We start from the raw sequence: 18,766 nt of genomic DNA, 5'->3' as shown, positions 1-18,766 counted from the left end.
GCGCGCACGGCGTTGCGGCTCCCTTGTGCAGAATGACTGCACGGCAGTCACCGCGCCTTGTTCGCACGCAAAAGCGACTCGAGCGCGAGCGTGTACATTAATCAGTGTCTCCCTTGATGGCCGAACCCTTCGCCCTGCCCAGTCCGTTCGCGGCCCTGATCGAGGCCACGCTGAACGAACATCTGGCGAGTGCCCCGAAGAAGGACCGGGCGCGGCTGGCCGGGCGTGCGATCGCGATCGTGATCGAGCCGCCGGGGATCGCGCTGTCGCTGGTCGGGGCTGCGGACCGGCTACAGGTCGTGGGCGGCGTCGAGTTACCGGTGGATGTGCAGCTCTCGGGCTCCCCGCTGTCGCTGGCCGCCGCGATGGCGCGCGACGACCGCTCCGGACTCACCATTACCGGCGATGCCACGGTGCTCTCCGATCTCCAGCACGCACTGCGCGACGCCGGGATCGACTGGGAGGACCTGTTCGAGCGCTTTGCCGGCGCCGGGGCGGCCGGACCGTTGCGGCACCTGCTGGACCAGGCACGCGACAGCCTGCGCCACCTGGGGCGACGCTCCGCCGAGGACACGGCCGACTACCTGCGCGACGAACTCGAATGGCTGCCGGCCGGCGGCGCGTTCGAGGCCTTCGCCGAGGACGTGGCCGACCTGCGTGATGGCGTTGCTCGCCTTGATGCCCGGCTGCGCCGTCTGGAGGCAGAGCCCTCCGCACCTGACGACCGGCAGGCCTGATGCGCCGCGCGCTGTACCGGGGCCTGCGGCTGTGGACCATTGCGCGGGTCCTGGTGCGCTATCGCCTGGATGTCATCCTGTTCACGCTGAAGCCGCTGCGCCCGCTCAGCTTCCTGCTCTACCTTGCCCCCTGGAACTGGTTCCGCCGCACCGAAGGCACCCGCGGCGAGCGCATCCGCCGTGCGCTGGAGGACCTGGGCCCGATCTTCATCAAGTTCGGACAGATGCTCTCGACCCGGCGTGACCTGCTGCCGGACGACATCGCGATCGAGCTCTCACGCCTGCAGGACCGGGTCCCGCCGTTCCCCAGCGATCAGGCGCGCGCCGTAATCGAGGCCGAACTCGAGCGCCCGATCGAGATTGCTTTCGCGGTCTTCGAGGACACGCCGATCGCATCGGCCTCCATCGCCCAGGTGCACGCGGCCACCCTGCAGGACGGGCGCGAGGTGGTGGTCAAGGTGGTCCGTCCGGGAATCCTCAAGACCATCCGCGCGGATCTCGAGGTGATGCACCTGTTCGCGGACCTCGCCGATCGCTACTGGTCCGAGGCCAAGCGCCTGCGCCCGCGCGAGGTCGTGGACGAATACGAAAAGACCGTCACCGACGAGCTGGACCTGATCCGCGAGGGCGCGAACGCCGCCGCGATCCACCGCAACTTCGAGGACAGCCACCTGCTGTACATCCCGGAGATCATCTGGGACTACACCCGCCGCAGCGTTGTCGTGATGGAGCGCATCGGCGGCATTCCGGTAGCCGACATCGCCGCCCTGCGCGAACGCAATGTGGACCTGAAGCTGCTGGCCGAGCGCGGGGTGGAGATCTTCTTCACCCAGGTGTTCCAGCACAACTTCTTCCACGCCGACATGCACCCGGGCAACATCTTCGTCGATGCTACCCACCCGGACGACCCGACCTACCTGGCGGTGGACTTCGGCATCGTCGGCTCGCTGCTGGACTCCGACCAGCGCTATCTGGCGGAGAACTTCCACGCCTTTTTCAACCGTGATTACCGCCGCGTAGCCGAGTTGCACGTGGAATCCGGCTGGGTGCCGAAGGACACCCGCGTCGACGAATTCGAGGCGGCCATCCGCACCGTGTGCGAACCGATCTTCCAGCGCCCGCTGGACGAGATCTCCTTTGGCCAGGTCCTGCTGCGCCTGTTCCAGACCGCGCGACGCTTCAACATGGAGGTCCAGCCGCAACTGGTGCTGCTGCAGAAGACCTTGCTGAACATCGAGGGCCTGGGCCGCCAGCTCTACCCACAACTGGACCTGTGGACCACCGCCAAGCCGTTCATCGAGAAGTGGATGCACGAGCGCATGGGCGTACGCGCGTTCATCCGCAATGCGCAGCAGCACCTGCCGCGCCTGCTGGCCCACCTGCCGGAACTGCCGATGCACCTGGAGAAGGCCCTGACGATCGAGGAGCAGCGTGCCGAGCGCGACGCCGCGCTACGCCAGCAAATCCGCGAGCTGGAAGAGGGCCTGCGCCGCCAGAACCGACGACGCCATGAGGCCTGGGGCGGCGCGGGACTGGTCGCCCTTGCGGGGCTCGCCACACAGCTGGAGGTATCCACCTGGCTGGGCCTGGCCTGGCCGGTCTGGCCGCTGGGCCTGCTTGGTGCAGCGATGCTGTTGTTCAGCCTGCGCCCGGGCCCCTACCGTCGCCCCGTCGACCGCGGCTGACTACCTCCCTTTCCGCGGCAGCGGCCGCTGGGTGTGTTCTCCCAATAATGAGAAAGAGAGCAGCCTCTGGCGGACGAAGACCGGCGGGCGTCCGGTCGCCGGGGGGCTCGGCTCCTACAGGGGCCGGGGCGGCCGAGTCCGCCCGGGTTCAGACATCGAGCAGTAAGCGCGCCGGGTCCTCGATGGCCTCCTTGATCGCGACCAGGAACTGCACCGCCTGGGCGCCATCGACCAGGCGGTGGTCGTAGGACAGGGCCACGTACATCATCGGCCTTATCACCACCTCGCCGTCCACCGCGACGGGACGCTCCTTGATCGCGTGCATGCCGAGGATCGCGCTCTGCGGCGGGTTCAGGATCGGCGTGGAGAACAGCGAGCCGAACACACCTCCGTTGGTGATGGTGAAGGTGCCACCGCGCAGCTCGTCAATGTCCAGCTTGCCGTCACGGGCGCGCTCGGCGAAATCGCGGATGCGCCGCTCGATATCGGCGATGGAGGCGTTGCCGGTGTCGCGCAGCACCGGCACCACCAGCCCGCGCGGCGAGGACACCGCGATGCCGATGTCGCTGTAGTGGTGGTAGACGATCTCCTCACCGTCGAGTGCTGCGTTGATCACCGGGAAACGTTCCAGCGCGCGCGTGGCCGCGGCCACGAACAGCCCCATGAAGCCGAGCTTGATGGAGTGGCGCTTCTCGAAGGTCTCCTTGTAGCGTCCGCGCAGGGCCATCGCCGCGGACATGTCGATCTCGTTGAAGGTGGTCAGCATCGCGGTGGACTGCTTGGCCTCCAGCAGCCGCTCGGCGATGCGCGCGCGCAAGCGGGTCATGGGCACGCGCTCAATGCGCTCGGCACGGTCCGTCGCTTCGCCAGCGCGCGCCGCTGGCTGAACGGATGCGCCGGAGTCCGGCGCCTGCGGGCCCGGACGATCCCCGGAACCCGCGGCCCGCTGGTCACGAACGCGCTCGACATCCTCGCGCTGAATACGCCCGTCTTCTCCGGTCCCCTCGACCTCCCCGGCACTGAGCCCGGCCTCCTGCAACAAGCGCCGAACGGAGGGAGAGGGCGGCGGCGCACTGCCGGCTTCCTCCGTCGCCGCACTGGAGGCGCCGGACTCGGCGGCGGGGCGTTCCTCCCGTGCGTCGGCCGCCGGGGCGGGCTCGGCAGGCGGCGCCTGATCCGCTGTCTTCGCCGGCGCCGGTTCGTCGCCGGCCTCGTCTTCCGCATCCTCCGACGCGGCCTCGGCCGGTCCCAGATAGCCCAGCACGGCGTCGGCCTTGACCACGTCGCCCTCGCTGGCGGAAAGCTCCACCAGGGTGCCCGCGCTCGGTGCGGAGACCTCGAGGACGACCTTGTCGGTCTCCAGCTCGGCAATCAGTTCGTCGCGCTTGACGGTGTCGCCGGCCTTCTTGTGCAGGGCGATCACGGTCGCGTCGGCGACCGACTCGGGGAGTTCCGGAACCTGGATCGGAGTGCGGTCGGATGCCATCTCGCTTCCTTGTGCTGTGCGTCAGTGTGAAATCTTCAGGGGGTCGGATGCGGGGTGTCGCGCGAGCTGATCGGCCCGAACGCGCGCTCGAGCAAGTCCTTCAGCTGCGCCTTGTGCACCTCGGGGTAGCCTACGGCGGGCGCGGCGGCCGGGGGCCGCGCGACCGCGTGCAGGGTCTGCCCGCGCACCGCCAGCAGCGGGTTGATGCGGGGCGCGACGAACTCCAGGTAGCCCTGGTTCTCCGGCTCGTCCTGCACCCAGACGAATTCGTGTGCCTCCGGGTAGCGGCCCAGCAACTCGGTCAGGCGTTCATCGGGGAAGGGGTAACACTGCTCCAGGCGCAGGATCGCCGTATCCGTGTGCTCGCCCTCGGCCTGGCGTGCAGCCAGATCGTAGAAGATGCGCCCACTGGTCATCAGCACACGCTGTACCTTGCCCGAATCCTCGATGCGGTCGTCGTCGATCACCGTCTGATACTGCCCAGAGGCCAGTGCATCGAGGTCGGAGACCGCGTCCTTGTGCCGCAAGAGGCTCTTCGGGGTCATCACGATCAGCGGTTTGCGGTAGGGCCGCAGCATCTGCCGGCGCAGCAGGTGAAACATCTGTGCCGGCGTGGTCGGCACACAGACCTGCATATTCTCCTGCGCCGCCAGCTGGAGGAAACGCTCTGGGCGCGCCGAGGAGTGTTCCGGCCCCTGGCCCTCGTAGCCATGGGGCAGCAGGAGGGTCAAGCCGGACAGGCGCCCCCACTTCTGTTCGCCGGAGGAGATGAACTGGTCGATAACCACCTGGGCGCCGTTGACGAAATCACCGAACTGCGCCTCCCAGATCACCAGGGCCTCGGGCGCGGCAGTGGCATAGCCGTACTCGAACGCCAGCACGCCCTCCTCGGACAGCAGCGAATCGATCACCAGAAAGCGCGGATGGTCCGGGTCCAGGCGCCGCAGCGGCACGATGGCGTTGCCGGTCTCCTGGTCGTGCAGCACGGCATGGCGATGGAAAAAGGTGCCGCGGCTGGAGTCCTGCCCGGACAGGCGGATGCGGTAGCCGTCCTGGATCAGCGCGCCGTAGGCCAGGGTCTCGGCCGCGCCCCAGTCCAGCGGTTGCTCGCCCCGCGCCATCGCCACGCGGGCATCGAGAATCTTCTGCACGCGGTCGTTGGGGCGAAAATCCTCGGGCGGCGTGGAGAGCTGCTCGAGGATGCGCGCCAGACGATCGACAGGGGCCCCGGTCTCCACGTCCTGATCCCAGGTCTGGTTCACGTAGGGGCCCCAGTTGGTGGAGGACCCGGCGTGCCCGTTGCGCTCGCGCAACAACGACAGCGCCACCGGCTGACCGGCATCCAGCCGACCGCGATAGTCCTCCAGCGCCTGCTCCTGGGCATCCTTGGTGGTCAGACCGTCCCGGATCAGGCGCGTGGCGTAGCGTTCGCGAGTGGTCGGCAATTCGCGGATGCGGTGGTACATCCGCGGCTGGGTGGCCGCCGGCTCGTCCGCCTCGTTGTGGCCCTGGCGGCGGTAACAAACGAGGTCGATGACGACGTCCTTGCCGAAACGCATGCGATAGTCCAGCGCGATCTGGGTGACGAACACCACGGCCTCGGGGTCGTCGCCGTTCACGTGCAGGATGGGTGCATTCACCATTTTGGCGACATCGGTCGCGTAGTGCGTCGATCGGGAATCTTTCAGGGTCGAAGTGGTAAACCCGATCTGGTTGTTCACCACTACGTGTACGGTCCCCTTGGTGGAGAAGCCCCGGGTCTGGGACATGTTCAGGGTCTCCATGACCACACCCTGCCCGGCGAAGGCGGCATCGCCATGGATCACCACCGGCATCACGCGGTTGCCCTTGCGATCCCCGATGCGCACCTGGCGCGCGCGCACCGAGCCCTCCACCACCGGGGTCACGATCTCCAGGTGCGAGGGATTGAAGGCCAGGGCGAGGTGAACCGGACCGCCCGGTGTTTCGAGATCCGAGGAAAAGCCCATGTGGTACTTCACATCCCCGGTCCCGCGGTCGTCGCGCGGTCGCCCCTCGAACTCGTTCGCCAGCTCCTCGGGCGACTTGCCGAACAGGTTGACCAGCACGTTCAAGCGCCCGCGATGGGCCATGCCCACCACAAGCTCCTGCAACCCGCGCGCGCCACCGCGCTGGACCAGGGCGTTCAGCAAGGGGATCAGGCTCTCCGCTCCTTCCAGGGAGAAGCGCTTCTGGCCGACGTAGCGCCGGTGCAGATACCGCTCCAGGCCCTCCGCGGCGGTCAGCCGCTCGAGGATCGCCAGGCGGGTATGGTCATCGAAACCGAAGTAGCCATGTGCCGACTCCAGGCGCTCCTGTAGCCAGCGCTTCTCGTCCGTCGCCATCAGGTGCATGTATTCCGCGCCAATGCTGGCGCAGTAGGTCTCCTTCAGGACCCGCTCGATGTTGTCCAGCGAGACACGCCCGTCAATGAACAGAGAGCCCGGGTCAAAGGTGACATCGGGGCCAACCCGGTCCAGACCGTGGTGTTCCCGGCTCAGTTCGCGCGGGGGGTCGGGCGATTCCCGCTCCAGTGGATCGAGGCGGGCGCCGAAATGACCGAGATAGCGGTAGGCATTGATGAACTGCAACACGCGGATCTGCAACTGCTCGTGCTCGAGATCCGGACGATCGGTTGAACGCCGGCGGCGTTCCGGGCGCGCGCCGCCCTCCAGCGAGCGAAAGTAGTCGGCCCAGGCCGGCGGAACCGAGTCGGGGTCCTTGCGATAGCGCTCCAGCAGACCCTCGGCGAAGGCGAGGTTGTCCGGGTGCAGTTCCTGCCCGGATACGGGGCTGTCCAGCCGGTGCCGGGATGGCATCTCGTTCATTCGCGGTCTTCCCATTCCTGATGCGCCTACCCTTGTGACTCCGTCGGCGCGCGAGGTTCCCCTTGGAACGTTGACGCAGGCTGGCTTCGAGGGTAGCGCGTTTGCCCGGCCGAAGGCACACGGACCGCGTGCGGAACGTGCGATTCCCGCGCGCTTTCCCTACCATTCGCGCATGGATGTCTCCCCCCTGCTCGATTCCCTGAACCCGGCCCAGCGCGAGGCCGTGGCCGCCCCGCCGCAACCGCTGCTGGTCCTGGCCGGCGCCGGCTCCGGCAAGACCCGCGTGCTGGTGCACCGCATTGCCTGGCTGATCGGCGTGGAGGGCGTGGCCCCGCACAGCCTGCTGGCGGTCACCTTCACCAACAAGGCGGCGGCCGAGATGCGCGGGCGCATCGAGTCTCTGCTCGGCCACCCCGCGACCGGGCTGTGGGTCGGCACCTTCCACGGCCTGGCCCACCGCCTGCTGCGCCAGCACTGGCAGGAGGCGAACCTGCCACAGGGCTTCCAGATCCTGGACTCCGACGACCAGCTGCGCATGATCAAGCGCGTGCTGCGCGGCCTGGAACTGGACGAGTCGCGCTGGCCGCCGAAGCAGGCGCAGTGGTACATCAATGCGCGCAAGGATGAGGGCTCGCGCCCCGAACACCTCCCGGATACCGGCGACCCGGTGGCCCGCCAGTGGGTGCGCGTCTACACCACCTACCAGCAGGCCTGCGAACGCGCCGGCGTGGTGGACTTCGCCGAGCTGATGCTGCGTTCGCTGGAGCTGCTGCGCGACAACCAGGCGCTGCTGGAGCACTACCGCACACGCTTTCGCCACGTGCTGGTGGACGAGTTTCAGGACACCAACGACATCCAGTACGCCTGGCTGCGCCTGCTCGCCGGCGACAGCCCGGTGTTCGCCGTGGGCGACGACGACCAGTCCATCTACGGCTGGCGCGGCGCGAAGATCGAGAACATCCAGCACTTCCAGAAGGACTACCCGGGCACCCAGGTGGTACGCCTGGAACAGAACTACCGCTCCAGCGCCAACATCCTGAATGCCGCCAACGCCCTGATCCGGCACAACTCCGGACGCCTCGGCAAGGAGCTGTGGACCGAGGACAAGGAGGGCGCGCCGGTACGCCTGTACACCGCGCTGAACGAGCAGGAAGAGGCGCGCTTCATCGCCGACACCATCGCCCGCCATGTGGACGAGGGCGGGCTGTACCGCGAGTGCGCGGTGCTGTACCGCTCCAACGCCCAGTCGCGCGTGCTGGAAGAGACCTTTATCGGCCGGCGCATGCCCTATCGGGTCTACGGCGGCCTGCGCTTCTTCGAGCGCCAGGAGATTCGCGATGCGCTGGCCTACCTGCGCCTGGCGGGCAACGGCGATGACGACGCCGCCTTCCTGCGTGTAGTCAACCAGCCCCCGCGCGGGATCGGCGAGAAGACCCTGGAAGGTCTGCGCCAGGCCGCCCAGGCGGCGGACACCAGCCTGCTGCAGGCCGCCACCCACGCGGTGGATTCCGACACCCTGCCCGGGCGGGCGCGCAACGCGGTTGCCGGCTTCGTGCAGCTCGTCCGAACCCTGCAGCAGGAACTCCCGCGCCAGCCGCTGGCCGATCAGGTGGAGCAGGCCATCGAGCGCGCGGAACTGCGCGAGCACTACAAGAAGGAAAAGGGCGAGCGCGGCGAGGCGCGGCTGGAGAACCTGGACGAACTGGTCGGGGCCGCGCGCGCCTTCGACATGGAATCCACCGTCGAGAGCGAGGAAGGCGAGGGCAATCGCCTGACCGAATTCCTCGCTCACGCGGCGCTGGAGGCCGGCGAGGGCGCGGCCGACCCGCACGAGGATGCGGTGCAGATGATGACCCTGCACTCGGCCAAGGGCCTGGAATTCCCGCTGGTCTTCCTGACCGGCATGGAGGAGGGCCTGTTCCCCAACGCGCGCTCGCTGGAAGAGCCGGGGCGGCTGGAGGAGGAACGCCGCCTGGCCTACGTCGGCATGACGCGCGCCGAGAAGGAGTTGTACCTGATCCATGCGGAGACGCGGCGGCTGTACGGGCGCGAGTCCTACAACGTCGCCTCGCGCTTCATCAACGAGATCCCGGAAGACGCGCTGGAGGTCCTGCGCCCGCAGGCCTCGCCGTACGGCGCGGGGCGCTTTGCCGCGGCCCGGCAGAAGACGGCGGGGTTCGGGTCCATGGATGCACAGGCCGCCGAGGCCTCCGCGGCGGGCCTGGCGATCGGCGCACGGGTGCACCACGCGAAATTCGGCGAGGGCCTGATCACCCAGTTCGAGGGCTCCGGCAACTCGGCCCGGGTCCAGGTGAACTTCGCCCACACCGGCTCCAAGTGGCTGGTGCTGAGCTTCGCCAAGCTCGAAGTCCTGTAATGCCCTGATCAGCGGGCACACCCGGCCCGCGCTACCGAGCGAGACCTTGCGGCCTTCTCCGTGCACTCCGTGGTACACGCGCCCTTGCCCCTCTTCGTATCCTCGCGCGCTTCGGGGTGACACCAAAAAGCCCCGCCGGGGCCGGGCTTCGGGTCGAGCATGCGAAGGGCGGTTATTCGATCTTGATATAGGCGAAGTCTTCCTCGTTCTGCAGCTCGGCCACGCGTACCACGCCCGAAGGGACGAAGTTGACGTGGTCGTAGACCAGCTCCTCGTCCAGGCCGACCTGCGAGCGGGTGATCTCGCACAGCTCAAGCTTCACGCCGTGCGTGCTGGCGAGACTCATCAGGCGGCCGCGCAGGGTGTCGCGCTCCTCCTTGAGCTCCTCGTCGGCCTCGAACGGGGTATCGTCGAGGTTGTCGTCGGTCAGAAAGCGGATGCCGTGCGCCACGAAGACGATGCGCACGTCGGCGTCGATGAACTCGTTCTGGTAGTGCGTCATCATGTTGTTGATGCTGGTCAGCATCGCGGAGAAGCGGCGCGGATCGGCAAAGTCGGCGTGATAGACCACCTTGGCCTCCGGTTCGGAGGCCTTGACCTGCGGCATGAAGGCCAGGCTGGCCAGCAGCAACGCGGTCAACAACAGGCCGATACCGGCGCCGGTGGCGTGGCGGCGGGTGTATTCGGGGGATACGGGGAACATGCGAGCCTCCTTTGGAATTTTCATTGTCGCCCCCTTACACACTAGACGGATTGGTCGGCCGGGGCCATTCGCAACGGCACCATCCTTCCGGTTGACCTGACGACCGCATTTTGGGTATGCTCGCCGCCTTTTCCGGAACCTAGCGATTCAACGCGAGGGAAGTACTTTGGCGAATATTGCTTCTGCCCGTAAGCGGGCCCGTCAGGCGGTCAAGAACCGCGCTCACAACATGGCGTTGCGCTCCCGTTTCCGCTCGGCCCTGAAGGCCGTGCTGAAGCCGCTGCACAAGGGCGATGCCCAGGCGGCGGCCGAGGCCTACCAGTCGGCCGTGCCGGTGATCGACAAGACCGTGAGCAAGGGCCTGATCCACAAGAACAAGGCGGCTCGCCACAAGAGCCGCCTGAACGCCCGCATCCGCGCCACGGCCCAGGGCTAAGCCCCAGGCCCCCGGGCCGGCCTCGCGCCGGCCACGGTCAAGGTGAGTCGCTAGGCCGCGCCCCGGTTTCGGGGCGCGGCCTTTTGCGTGGGCGCTTTTCGGGTGGGTGGATGGGCACTTCGGACGGGGGTTCCCACCACACCGGCGCCGGCGGCCGCTCAGGGATCGATGACCCGCGCCTCACCTTCGCCGCGCGGATCGGACGCCGCCTCCAGGCGGTCGGCATCGCGTTCCCACAGGAGCGCGTGCATGTCGCCGAACGGGCGTACCTGCGGGACCAGCTGATGCCCGCGGGAGACCAGCTGACCGCGCAACTCGGCGTCGAAGGCCCCGGTCTCGTGTTCCACGCGGTCCGGTAGGTACTGGTGGTGATAGCGCGGCGCCGCGACCACGTCCTCGATGGTTTGCCCCTCGAGCACCCCGAAAATGCCGTGCAGGACCATGGTGATGATGCGGCTGCCCCCCGGGGTACCCAGGATCGCCACACGCTCGCCGGTCTCGACAAAGGTCGGGCTCATGCTCGACAGCGGCCGTCGCTGCGGGGCAATGGCATTGGCCTCGAAACCCACCAGTCCGTAGGCGTTCGGCTCGCCTGGCTTGGCCGAGAAGTCGTCCATCTCGTTGTTCAGCAGCACGCCCGTGCCCGGCACCACGTAGCCGGAGCCGAACGGGTAGTTGAGTGTGAGCGTCGCCGCGACACGATTGCCGTCGGCGTCGATCACCGAAAAGTGGGTGGTCTCCCGGCTCTCGGCCGGCGCGACATCGTGGCGCTCCGCCTGCGGCTCCACCGACAGCGGCAGGTAGCGGCTGGGAGTGGCCGTATCCGGGTGGATCGTCGCCCGCAGCCCGGCCGCGTAGTCACGCGACAGCAACCGTTCCAGCGGCATGTCGACATGGTCCGGGTCGCCCAGGTACTCGGCGCGGTCACGGTAGGCACGACGCATGGCCTCGATGGTCAGATGGACGCGCATGTCCGGCGCCAGCGCCTCGAGGTCGTAGAACGACAGGATGTTCAGGATCTGACCCAGGGCAACGCCCCCGGAGGACGGCGGCGATGCCGTGGTGATCTCGGCGCCGCGATAGTCGAGGCGGACGGGATCGCGCTCGACCACCGCGTAGCCGGCCAGGTCCTCGAGCGTCCAGATACCGCCGGCCTCGCGCACCCCTTCCACCAGGCGTTCGGCCAGTTCGCCGGTGTAGAAGCCATCGCGGCCGGCGTCCGCCAGTCGCCGCAGGGTCGCGGCGAGATCCGGCTGGAGCAGGGACGTGCCCTCGTCCGGCAGGCGACCGTCGTCCAGGTAGATGTCGCGGGCGCCGGCACCGTCGCGCAGGGCCTGATGACGGAAGCCCGCCATCTGCAGGTAGCGCCCGCTGACCGGAACGCCGTCCTCGGCCAGGCGGATCGCCGGGGCCAGGCTGTCCGCCAGGGAAAGCCGCCCGTAGGTCCCGGCAATGTGATCCATGCCCGCCGGCATGCCGGGGATCCCGGCAGCGAGCGCGCCATCCAGCGACAGGCCGTCGATCACCTCGCCGTCCGCGTCCAGATACATGTCGCGGGCGGCCGCCGCGGGGGCGGTCTCGCGGGCATCGACCATCACGCTGCGCCCGGTTTCGGCCTCGTGCAGCAGGAAGAACCCCCCGCCGCCAAGACCGGAGCCATAGGGCTCGGCCACGCCCAACGCGGCGGTGATGGCGACGGCGGCATCGAAGGCATTCCCGCCATCGCGCAATACGGCCTCACCCGCCGCGGTGGCGGCCGGATGGGCGGTTGCCACCGCGTGCTGTCCGGGCCCGGCAAAAGCCAGCGGCGGCGCCAGCGTCAGGGTGACAAGGACCGCGCCGTGCAGCAGAGGACGATGCCAGTCCATGCGGAGACCTACTTCGCGGCCATCAGGGCTTCGTACTTGGCCTCCAGTTGCTCGCGCGTCTCCTTGCGATCCGGGTCCAGCGGGATGCAGTCCACCGGGCAGACATCCTGGCATTGCGGCTCGTCAAAATGCCCGACGCATTCGGTACACAGGTTGGGGTCGATCTCGTAGATCTCGTCCCCCGGGTAGATGGCCTCGTTCGGGCACTCGGGTTCGCACACATCGCAGTTGATGCATTCGTCGGTGATCATCAGGGCCATGGGGGTTCCTCGTATCCAGTCGCGGGGCCCGGCTAGCGAGCGACGCCGTTTTGTTCGGCCAGCATGCGTGCCACGCCGGGGCTCACGAATTTTGAGACGTCTCCGCCCAGTCGGGCGATTTCCCGTACCAGGCTCGAGGAGACGAAGCTGTATTCCTCGGCCGGCGTCAGGAACAGCGTTTCGACCTCCGGAGCAAGCTGGCGGTTCATCGCCGCGAGCTGGAATTCGTGCTCGAAGTCGGACACGGCGCGCAGGCCGCGCAGGATTACGTTGGCCCGCTGCGCATGGACAAAATGCGCCAGCAGGACATCGAACCCCTGCACCTCCACGCCGGGCATTTCTCCCACGGCCTCGCGAGCCAGGGCCACGCGGGTCTCCAGCGCAAACGCGGGCCCCTTGTTCGGGTTCGCCGCCACCGCGATCACCACCCGATCGAACAGCCGGGCGGCACGGCGCACGATATCGGTGTGCCCGTGGGTAATCGGGTCGAAGGTGCCAGGATAGATGGCGGTAACGGACATGAGCGAAAGGCCGGCCGGGAAAGTCCCCATTAGACCGCAAGCACCCCGACCAGACAAAATACAGCCCACGCATGCCGCGACCCGCTCCAATCAAGGACTGCCCGATGAGTGACGACTACCGCCCCCCGCTCGCCGACTACTGGGACCAGCTCGAGTCCCGCTACGGTGGCGGCTTCAACTTTCACCAGATCTCGCGCGACGAACTGGCGCAGCTGGTGGAGCACCTGCGCCACGCGGTGAAGGACGACCCGCAGGTCACGGATGTGGAAAAACAGAACCTGGGCCTGGTGCTCAAGCACGCCGAACAGACCCTCGAAAAGCGCAAATAGGGCTCGTCACCGCAATCCCGGCCGCGGCGAGACGAAACCGCGCGGGACAACAATAATTGCATCCCCTCAATTGCATCCCCTCACCGGTCGCGGTATCGCGTCGCGGCTCGCCCTGACGGCTCAGCGGGCACCCGCCTCGAATGCGGTAGCGCAGGGCGGCAACGCGCGACACGCGGCCCCGCCGTCCGGTGCATCCGCGGCCGCACCGAGGGTGCGGGCGTAGGCGCCCGGCCCCGCGAGACCGGCCGCGCAACTCGCCGCCTCGCGCGCCTGTTCACCGCACTCCCGGGCGATCAGCACATGCGCCAGGTTGTTCCAGCCCTCGTGGCGTGCCGGATCGCGCTCGACGAGCGCCCGCAGGGCGTCCTCGGCCGTGGGCAGATCGCCCTGGGCAAACGCCACATTGGCCCGGCCGACATAGGGGATCGGCTCGTCGGGCCAACGCTCCATCGCCATCTCGTAACCGGTGGCCGCCGCCGCGAACCGCCCGGTCTGCTCCAGCTCGTTGACCGCCCGCAACCAGCGCAGCGGAGTGGCCGTCGCCGGCAGGGTATCCGGCGCCATCACCAGGAAGGCCCAGCGCTCCCCGCGTGCCCAGGTCCGCTCGAAGCGCGCGAAGGCGTTCACGTGGCGCTGGATGGGGCCGCTGCGCAGGAAGATCTCCCGGTCGTCCAGGTCATAGCCGATGACGACCGCAAAGTGCCATTCGGGGATCAGGGCGATGCCGAGATTCTGGAACACCACGACCGGGTTGCCCGCGGCCACCTCGCGCAGGATGGACTCGAGCTGCGGCTCGATGCGGTAGGCGACCTGGTCGCGCGCGCGCACCGCCGCGCGCATCTCGGCCTGCAGGCTGCCCTCGCGGGCGGGGATGTAGACCTCGTCGATCAGGTCATCCAGCGCGGCGTCGATGCCCCGGGCATTCAGGGCGGTGGCCAGCGCGGCGGGGCCGCACTGGTACTGCTCCTGGGGAAAGAAGGGGGTGTCCGTCAACTCCACGCGCGACGGCAGGTCCGCCGGACGCTCGCTGGCCAGGCCCGCGCTCTGCGGCGCGGTCGCGCAACCACCCAAGCCGAGCGCGGCGAGCCCCAGCCCGCAAACAAGAACGGCGAGCCCGAAGGCTCGCCGTCGACTGATAGATGTCATGGCCTGGCCAGGGAACCACTGATCAATGTACACGCTCGCGTTGGCACCCCTGGTTTTTCGAGACAAGACGCGTCGTGCAGCGGGTAGTGGTTCTACCCGCAAGCGGCGCGACGCAGGATCGGGGAACCAGGGGTACCAACCCCACAATCCATTGAAAAGCAGGCGCTCGGCCGCTTTTACGTGGGAACGGCATTGCGGCTCCTCTGTGCAGAATGACTGCACGGCAGTCACCGCGCCTTGTTCGCACGCAAAAGCGACTCGAGCGCGAGCGGGTACATTGACCAGTGTTTCCCTAACGGCTGCCGCGCGCCGGACCCACGAACGAGAAGATGTCGGTCACGCCCACCGCATCGAGAATCACGAACACCACGAACACGATAGCAACCACGCCGAGGGCACTGGCGGCGCCGGCCGGATCGGTCCCCATGTGTGCCTCCAACCGGGCCAGTTCCTCGTCGGTCAGGCGAGCCACGCGCTGCTCGGCGCGCTCGGGGTCGACGCCCATCTCGACCAGCTGGGCGCGAACCTCGGCATCATTGAGCTGTTCCAGCAGCTGGGCACGGGTGTCATCCACGCTGGCCTGCTGGATCATGCTGCCGGTATCCAGCAGGCCCGCACCGGCGAATGCCGGCGTGGCGGGCAGCAGGGTCAGTGCCAGCGCGATCAGAAAAGCCGCGGGAGCGGATAGGACTCGACGGAACGAATGTACACGCATGGGCAATTCCTTGAACGGGATGGGTGTCTCCATGAAGTGTAGCCCGCCCGCGCCGCAAGGGGCCGGCCGCGACGTAAAATTGCGGCCAGAATCCCAGCCCTCAGTCTTCGTCAGGGGCGTCAATTACGTTGACTTCGTACTCCAGCACCTCGACACCGCGCGCCCAGGCACCCCCGCACACGGAGTTGTCACGCGTGCGCTCCTCCGTGGCCCCCGGCGCCAGCGTGCGCCAAAGGCGGGTGGTCGTCCGCACGTCGTCTTCCAGCTCCCCCGGGCAGTTGTAGGCAGTCTTGGTGACGCGCACCTCCAGCCAGTCGTCGGTATTGTTGGTGGCACGCCACTGGCCACGAACGTTGGCGCAGCCATACTCGCGCATGCGGTATTCGAAGGTGACCTCGTCCGGGGAGCCGTCCGCCGGGGCAAAATAGGCCCCCTGCGCGGCCACCTGACCCGGAGCCAGAAAAGCCGCCGCGAGGACGCTGGCGGCCGAGAAGGCAAGCGTGCGGTTCAGGGTTCGCGTGTACATCGTTTCCTCCATCCGGTATCCGGTGTTTGCTCCCGTCTTGCGCGGGTCTGGCACTGTCATATATAGACGCCGGAGCGGCCGATTCTGTGCCGATCCCGGTTGCCCGGTGGGGTCTTTCGCTGTCCCGGCCGGAGCCATGCAATTCATCCTCGCAAAGGGAACTGACACGCACATGAACGAGATCGTGCCCGATTCCACCCTGACCTGCCCGGAATGCGGGCATCAGAAGTCGGAGACGATGCCCACCGACGCCTGCCAGTGGTTCTACGAGTGCTCCGGATGTGGCGCCCTGCTGAAACCGCTGCCCGGGGACTGCTGCGTGTTCTGCTCCTATGGCAGCGTCCCCTGTCCGCCCATTCAGCAGGAGGGGCCGGGGGGCTGTTGCTCGTCCTCATGAACCGGATCCACGCGACCGCAGTCCTGGAACGCCTTCGCGCTGACTTCCCTCTGGAGCAGCGCCTGCGGAAGTCCCCCGAAGCCGTGCGCACCGCCTATCTCGAAGTGCTGGAACACTGGCACCAAAACGGGCGACCACCCGAGGCCCTGGGCCTGGATGGCGACACGATCGCGCAACTGGCCGCGCTGGATGCCGTGGCCCACCAGGCCCAGGGCCTGGGCTGCTACCCATACAGCGCCGGCCCGGGCGACATTACGGTCACCCGGCCCGATGGCGGCTCGGTGGTGGCGATGTGCGCCCTCGATGCCCTCGCTGTCCCCATGCTCGAGCGTACGGACAGCCGGATCGAGGCGGCCTGCAGCCACTGTGGCAAGGCCCTGGCACTGCAGTCCGCGCCCGGCGGCGTGGCTGGGAACAACACCATCGCCGTGCATTACCGGCCCCGCCGTGCCAGGCACACCCCGTGCTGCACAAGCCTTTGTGACGGCATTACCTTCGTCTGTGGGAAGTGCGCACCTGCCAGGCATCCGGACTATCTGCGGCTGGTCGAAGCGGATGCCGTCGCGCGGCAATTCTTCGCCTTTCAACGGGCCTGGCTGGACGCCCGGCCCGGGTCAGCCGGGGGTCACGAGTCGGCGTTGACCTCGAACGGCGGGCAACGCTTTGGCAACAACTCGCCGCGGATGCGCGGGTAACAGGGCAGCCCCCGCTCGAATGGGGGGGCGTCCTCCCCCTGGATCAGCGGACGCAGGTAGTCACGCGCGGCCTGGGTAATCCCGTAGCCATCCGGGGTGATGTACTCGCGCGGCATGCCCTGCTCGATGTCAGCCACCGTCTCCAGCGGAGTAAACGCGATACTCCAGCGATAGGGGTCATTGGAGTCGCGCCGGATGGTGGGCATGAAGGCGTCCTCGCCAGCCACCACGCCCTCCACCGCCGCCCGGCCACAGCCATAGGCCTGCTCCACATCCACCTTCGACGCGATGTGCCGCGAGGCGCGCTGGATATAATCCACCACGGCCCAGTGCAGCTTGTGTCCGGTCTGTTCGCGGATCAGCTCGGCCAGGCGCGGGGCGGCGCCGCCGAGCTGGGTGTAGGCGTACACATCGTGGCTCTGCGCCACCGAGAACAGCTTGCCGTCCGGATTCTTGAGGCCCTCGGAGACGACCACTACGCAGTACCCGTGGCGTTCGATCGTCCGGTTGAGGTGGTCGATGAAGTCGTCCCGATCAAACGGGGTCTCGGCAAACAGGATCAGCATCGGTGGCTGGCCGTCGAACTCCTGCGCCAGCGCGGCAGCGGCCGCCAGCCAGCCGGCGTGGCGGCCCATCACCTCCATCACGAACACCTTGGTGGAGCTGGTGTGCATGGACTCGACGTCCAGGCTGGCCTCGCGCACCGCGGTGGCGATGAACTTGGCGGCCGAGCCGAAGCCGGGACTGGAGTCCGTCACGGCAAGGTCGTTGTCGATGGTCTTGGGCACGCCGATCGCCTTGATCGGAAAGCCCATGCGGTCGCCCATCCTCGCAATCTTCAGCGCGGTATCCATGGAACCCCCGCCTCCGTTGTAGAAGAAGGTGCCGATGTCATGGGCGCGAAAGACCTCGACCAGGCGTTCGTACTGCTCCGGATCCTTGTCGGGGTCGCCAAGATCGAAGCGGCAGGAGCCAAACGCCCCGCCCGGCGTATGCCGCAGCGCGGCCAGGGTCAGCGGATCCTCCTGATCGAGGTCGATGATCTCCTCGCGCAGCACACCCAGGATGCCGTCACGCGCGGCAAAGATCTTGCCGAAATGCGCCGGGTGGGCGCGCACGGCCTCGATCACTCCCCAGGCGCTGGCGTTGATGACAGCGGTCACCCCACCCGACTGGGCATACAGCGCGTTCTGCGGCATGGAAAACCTCTCCCTTTGTGTAAGGACCTGCCAAGGCGGTTCGGCGCTTTTGCTACACTACGCCGTCTTTTACCCGGCGCGGCGGCAGCCCAGACCTCTCGATCGCGCGGAATTCATCCACTATCAAGGCTACTAGCATCATGCATATCGGCACCACTCTGACCAACTGCATCATCGAAACCCAGCGCGGCATCCAGAGCGCGACCGGCGAATTCACCGGTCTGCTCAACGATATCTCCGTGGCCTGCAAGAAGATCTCCAACCTCGTCGACAAGGGGGACCTGGTCGGCGTTCTCGGTTCCGCCGGCTCCGAGAACGTGCAGGGCGAGACCCAGAAGAAGCTCGACATCATCACCAACGAGGTGTTCATCGAGAGCCTGAGCCACAACGGCCACGCCGCCGGCCTCGCCTCCGAAGAGCTGGACGAGATCTGCGAGATGCCGGCCGGCGAGCCGCGCGGTCACTACCTGGTCCTGTTCGACCCGCTGGATGGCTCCTCCAACATCGACGTGAACGTCTCGGTCGGCACCATCTTTTCCATCCTGAAGGCACCGGAAGGGGTCACGGATCCCAAGACCGAAGACTTCCTGCAGCCGGGCACCAAGCAGGTCGCCGCCGGCTACTGCCTGTACGGCCCATCCACCATGATGGTGATGACGACCGGCCAGGGCGTGAAGATGTTCACCCTGGACAAGGACTTCGGCGAGTTCCTGCTGACCAAGGACAGTGTGCAGATCCCGGCGGAAACGCAGGAGTTTGCGATCAACATGTCCAACAGCCGCTTCTGGGAGGCCCCGGTCAAGCGCTACATCGACGAGTGTCTGGCCGGCAAGGAAGGCG

The 18,766-nt window shown here is 67.6% G+C and carries 18 protein-coding genes; 8 read left to right on the top strand and 10 right to left on the bottom strand.

From position 1 onward, the window contains the following. Positions 1–116: 116 nt before the first annotated feature. Entirely contained in the window at positions 117–737 is a 621-nt protein-coding gene (locus ACESLR_RS09310; RefSeq protein ID WP_373025590.1) for an SCP2 domain-containing protein, read from the top strand. Further along, entirely contained in the window at positions 737–2,422 is a 1,686-nt protein-coding gene (gene ubiB, locus ACESLR_RS09305) for a ubiquinone biosynthesis regulatory protein kinase UbiB (protein ID WP_373025591.1), read from the top strand. Before ACESLR_RS09310 ends, ubiB begins: the two co-directional genes overlap by 1 nt. A 148-nt stretch (positions 2,423–2,570) precedes the next feature. On the opposite strand, the gene odhB is transcribed toward ubiB, so the two are convergent. Both odhB and ACESLR_RS09295 read right to left on the bottom strand, forming a co-directional pair. Beyond that, entirely contained in the window at positions 2,571–3,908 is a 1,338-nt protein-coding gene (odhB, locus tag ACESLR_RS09300) for a 2-oxoglutarate dehydrogenase complex dihydrolipoyllysine-residue succinyltransferase (RefSeq protein WP_373025592.1), read from the bottom strand. Between the two features lie 35 nt (positions 3,909–3,943). Then, positions 3,944–6,754 carry a 2-oxoglutarate dehydrogenase E1 component gene (locus ACESLR_RS09295; protein ID WP_373025594.1) on the bottom strand — a complete coding sequence of 937 codons (2,811 nt, stop codon included), beginning with the start codon at positions 6,752–6,754 and terminating at the stop codon, positions 3,944–3,946. 172 nt (positions 6,755–6,926) lie between these two features. Here ACESLR_RS09295 and uvrD point away from each other — a divergent pair, with 172 nt between their 5' ends. Further along, positions 6,927–9,131, top strand: a complete 2,205-nt coding sequence (gene uvrD / locus ACESLR_RS09290; RefSeq protein WP_373025596.1) for a DNA helicase II — start codon at positions 6,927–6,929, stop codon at positions 9,129–9,131. Between the two features lie 172 nt (positions 9,132–9,303). On the opposite strand, the gene ACESLR_RS09285 is transcribed toward uvrD, so the two are convergent. Continuing rightward, positions 9,304–9,834, bottom strand: coding sequence for a DsrE family protein (locus tag ACESLR_RS09285; RefSeq protein WP_373025598.1), 531 nt, complete (start codon positions 9,832–9,834; stop codon positions 9,304–9,306). Between the two features lie 166 nt (positions 9,835–10,000). On the opposite strand from ACESLR_RS09285, the gene rpsT reads away from it, so the two are divergent. Continuing rightward, positions 10,001–10,270, top strand: a complete 270-nt coding sequence (rpsT, locus tag ACESLR_RS09280; RefSeq protein ID WP_373025600.1) for a 30S ribosomal protein S20 — start codon at positions 10,001–10,003, stop codon at positions 10,268–10,270. Positions 10,271–10,428: 158 nt separating this feature from the next. Here rpsT and ggt read toward each other — a convergent pair whose 3' ends face one another. Genes ggt through coaD form a run of 3 tightly spaced genes read right to left on the bottom strand, consistent with a single transcriptional unit; the run spans position 10,429 to position 12,919 of the window. Next, a complete protein-coding gene (ggt, locus tag ACESLR_RS09275) occupies positions 10,429–12,138 on the bottom strand; it encodes a gamma-glutamyltransferase (RefSeq protein WP_373025720.1) in 1,710 nt (569 codons plus the stop codon). 8 nt (positions 12,139–12,146) lie between these two features. Further along, positions 12,147–12,398: a YfhL family 4Fe-4S dicluster ferredoxin gene (locus tag ACESLR_RS09270; protein ID WP_373025722.1), complete on the bottom strand. Its 252-nt coding sequence runs from the start codon at positions 12,396–12,398 to the stop codon at positions 12,147–12,149. A gap of 32 nt (positions 12,399–12,430) precedes the next feature. Next, a complete protein-coding gene (coaD, locus tag ACESLR_RS09265) occupies positions 12,431–12,919 on the bottom strand; it encodes a pantetheine-phosphate adenylyltransferase (RefSeq protein WP_373025723.1) in 489 nt (162 codons plus the stop codon). Positions 12,920–13,023: 104 nt separating this feature from the next. Here coaD and ACESLR_RS09260 point away from each other — a divergent pair, with 104 nt between their 5' ends. Next, positions 13,024–13,248 carry a hypothetical protein gene (locus ACESLR_RS09260; protein WP_024326747.1) on the top strand — a complete coding sequence of 75 codons (225 nt, stop codon included), beginning with the start codon at positions 13,024–13,026 and terminating at the stop codon, positions 13,246–13,248. A 120-nt stretch (positions 13,249–13,368) separates the two neighbouring features. On the opposite strand, the gene ACESLR_RS09255 is transcribed toward ACESLR_RS09260, so the two are convergent. The 3 genes from ACESLR_RS09255 to ACESLR_RS09245 all read right to left on the bottom strand — a co-directional run bounded on the left by ACESLR_RS09255 (position 13,369) and on the right by ACESLR_RS09245 (position 15,647). Next, positions 13,369–14,394 (bottom strand): PA2778 family cysteine peptidase, encoded by a 1,026-nt coding sequence (locus tag ACESLR_RS09255; protein ID WP_373025725.1) that lies wholly within the window; start codon positions 14,392–14,394, stop codon positions 13,369–13,371. A gap of 292 nt (positions 14,395–14,686) precedes the next feature. Continuing rightward, positions 14,687–15,109, bottom strand: coding sequence for a PA2779 family protein (locus ACESLR_RS09250; RefSeq protein WP_373025726.1), 423 nt, complete (start codon positions 15,107–15,109; stop codon positions 14,687–14,689). A 100-nt stretch (positions 15,110–15,209) separates the two neighbouring features. Continuing rightward, positions 15,210–15,647: a hypothetical protein gene (locus tag ACESLR_RS09245; RefSeq protein WP_373025727.1), complete on the bottom strand. Its 438-nt coding sequence runs from the start codon at positions 15,645–15,647 to the stop codon at positions 15,210–15,212. Positions 15,648–15,807: 160 nt separating this feature from the next. Here ACESLR_RS09245 and ACESLR_RS09240 point away from each other — a divergent pair, with 160 nt between their 5' ends. Then, complete coding sequence (locus ACESLR_RS09240; protein ID WP_373025728.1) at positions 15,808–16,032, top strand: GDCCVxC domain-containing (seleno)protein; 225 nt, start codon at positions 15,808–15,810, stop codon at positions 16,030–16,032. Beyond that, positions 16,029–16,727, top strand: a complete 699-nt coding sequence (gene merB / locus ACESLR_RS09235) for an organomercurial lyase (RefSeq protein WP_373025739.1) — start codon at positions 16,029–16,031, stop codon at positions 16,725–16,727. The genes ACESLR_RS09240 and merB overlap by 4 nt, the downstream gene beginning before the upstream one ends. Here merB and ACESLR_RS09230 read toward each other — a convergent pair. After that, positions 16,658–17,926, bottom strand: a complete 1,269-nt coding sequence (locus tag ACESLR_RS09230; RefSeq protein ID WP_373025729.1) for a 6-phosphofructokinase — start codon at positions 17,924–17,926, stop codon at positions 16,658–16,660. The two genes, merB and ACESLR_RS09230, sit on opposite strands and share 70 nt — an antisense overlap. Before the next feature lie 140 nt (positions 17,927–18,066). Here ACESLR_RS09230 and ACESLR_RS09225 point away from each other — a divergent pair. Next, positions 18,067–18,766 (top strand): class 1 fructose-1,6-bisphosphatase (locus tag ACESLR_RS09225; protein WP_373067069.1); only part of this gene is annotated, 700 nt, incomplete at its 3' end.

The sequence above is a fragment of the Thioalkalivibrio sp. genome, assembly GCF_041685615.1.
Taxonomy (GTDB): Bacteria; Pseudomonadota; Gammaproteobacteria; order Ectothiorhodospirales; family Ectothiorhodospiraceae; genus Thioalkalivibrio.
The sequence above is the reverse complement of the archived record's forward strand: the minus strand, read 5'-3'. Positions and strand labels throughout refer to the sequence as shown.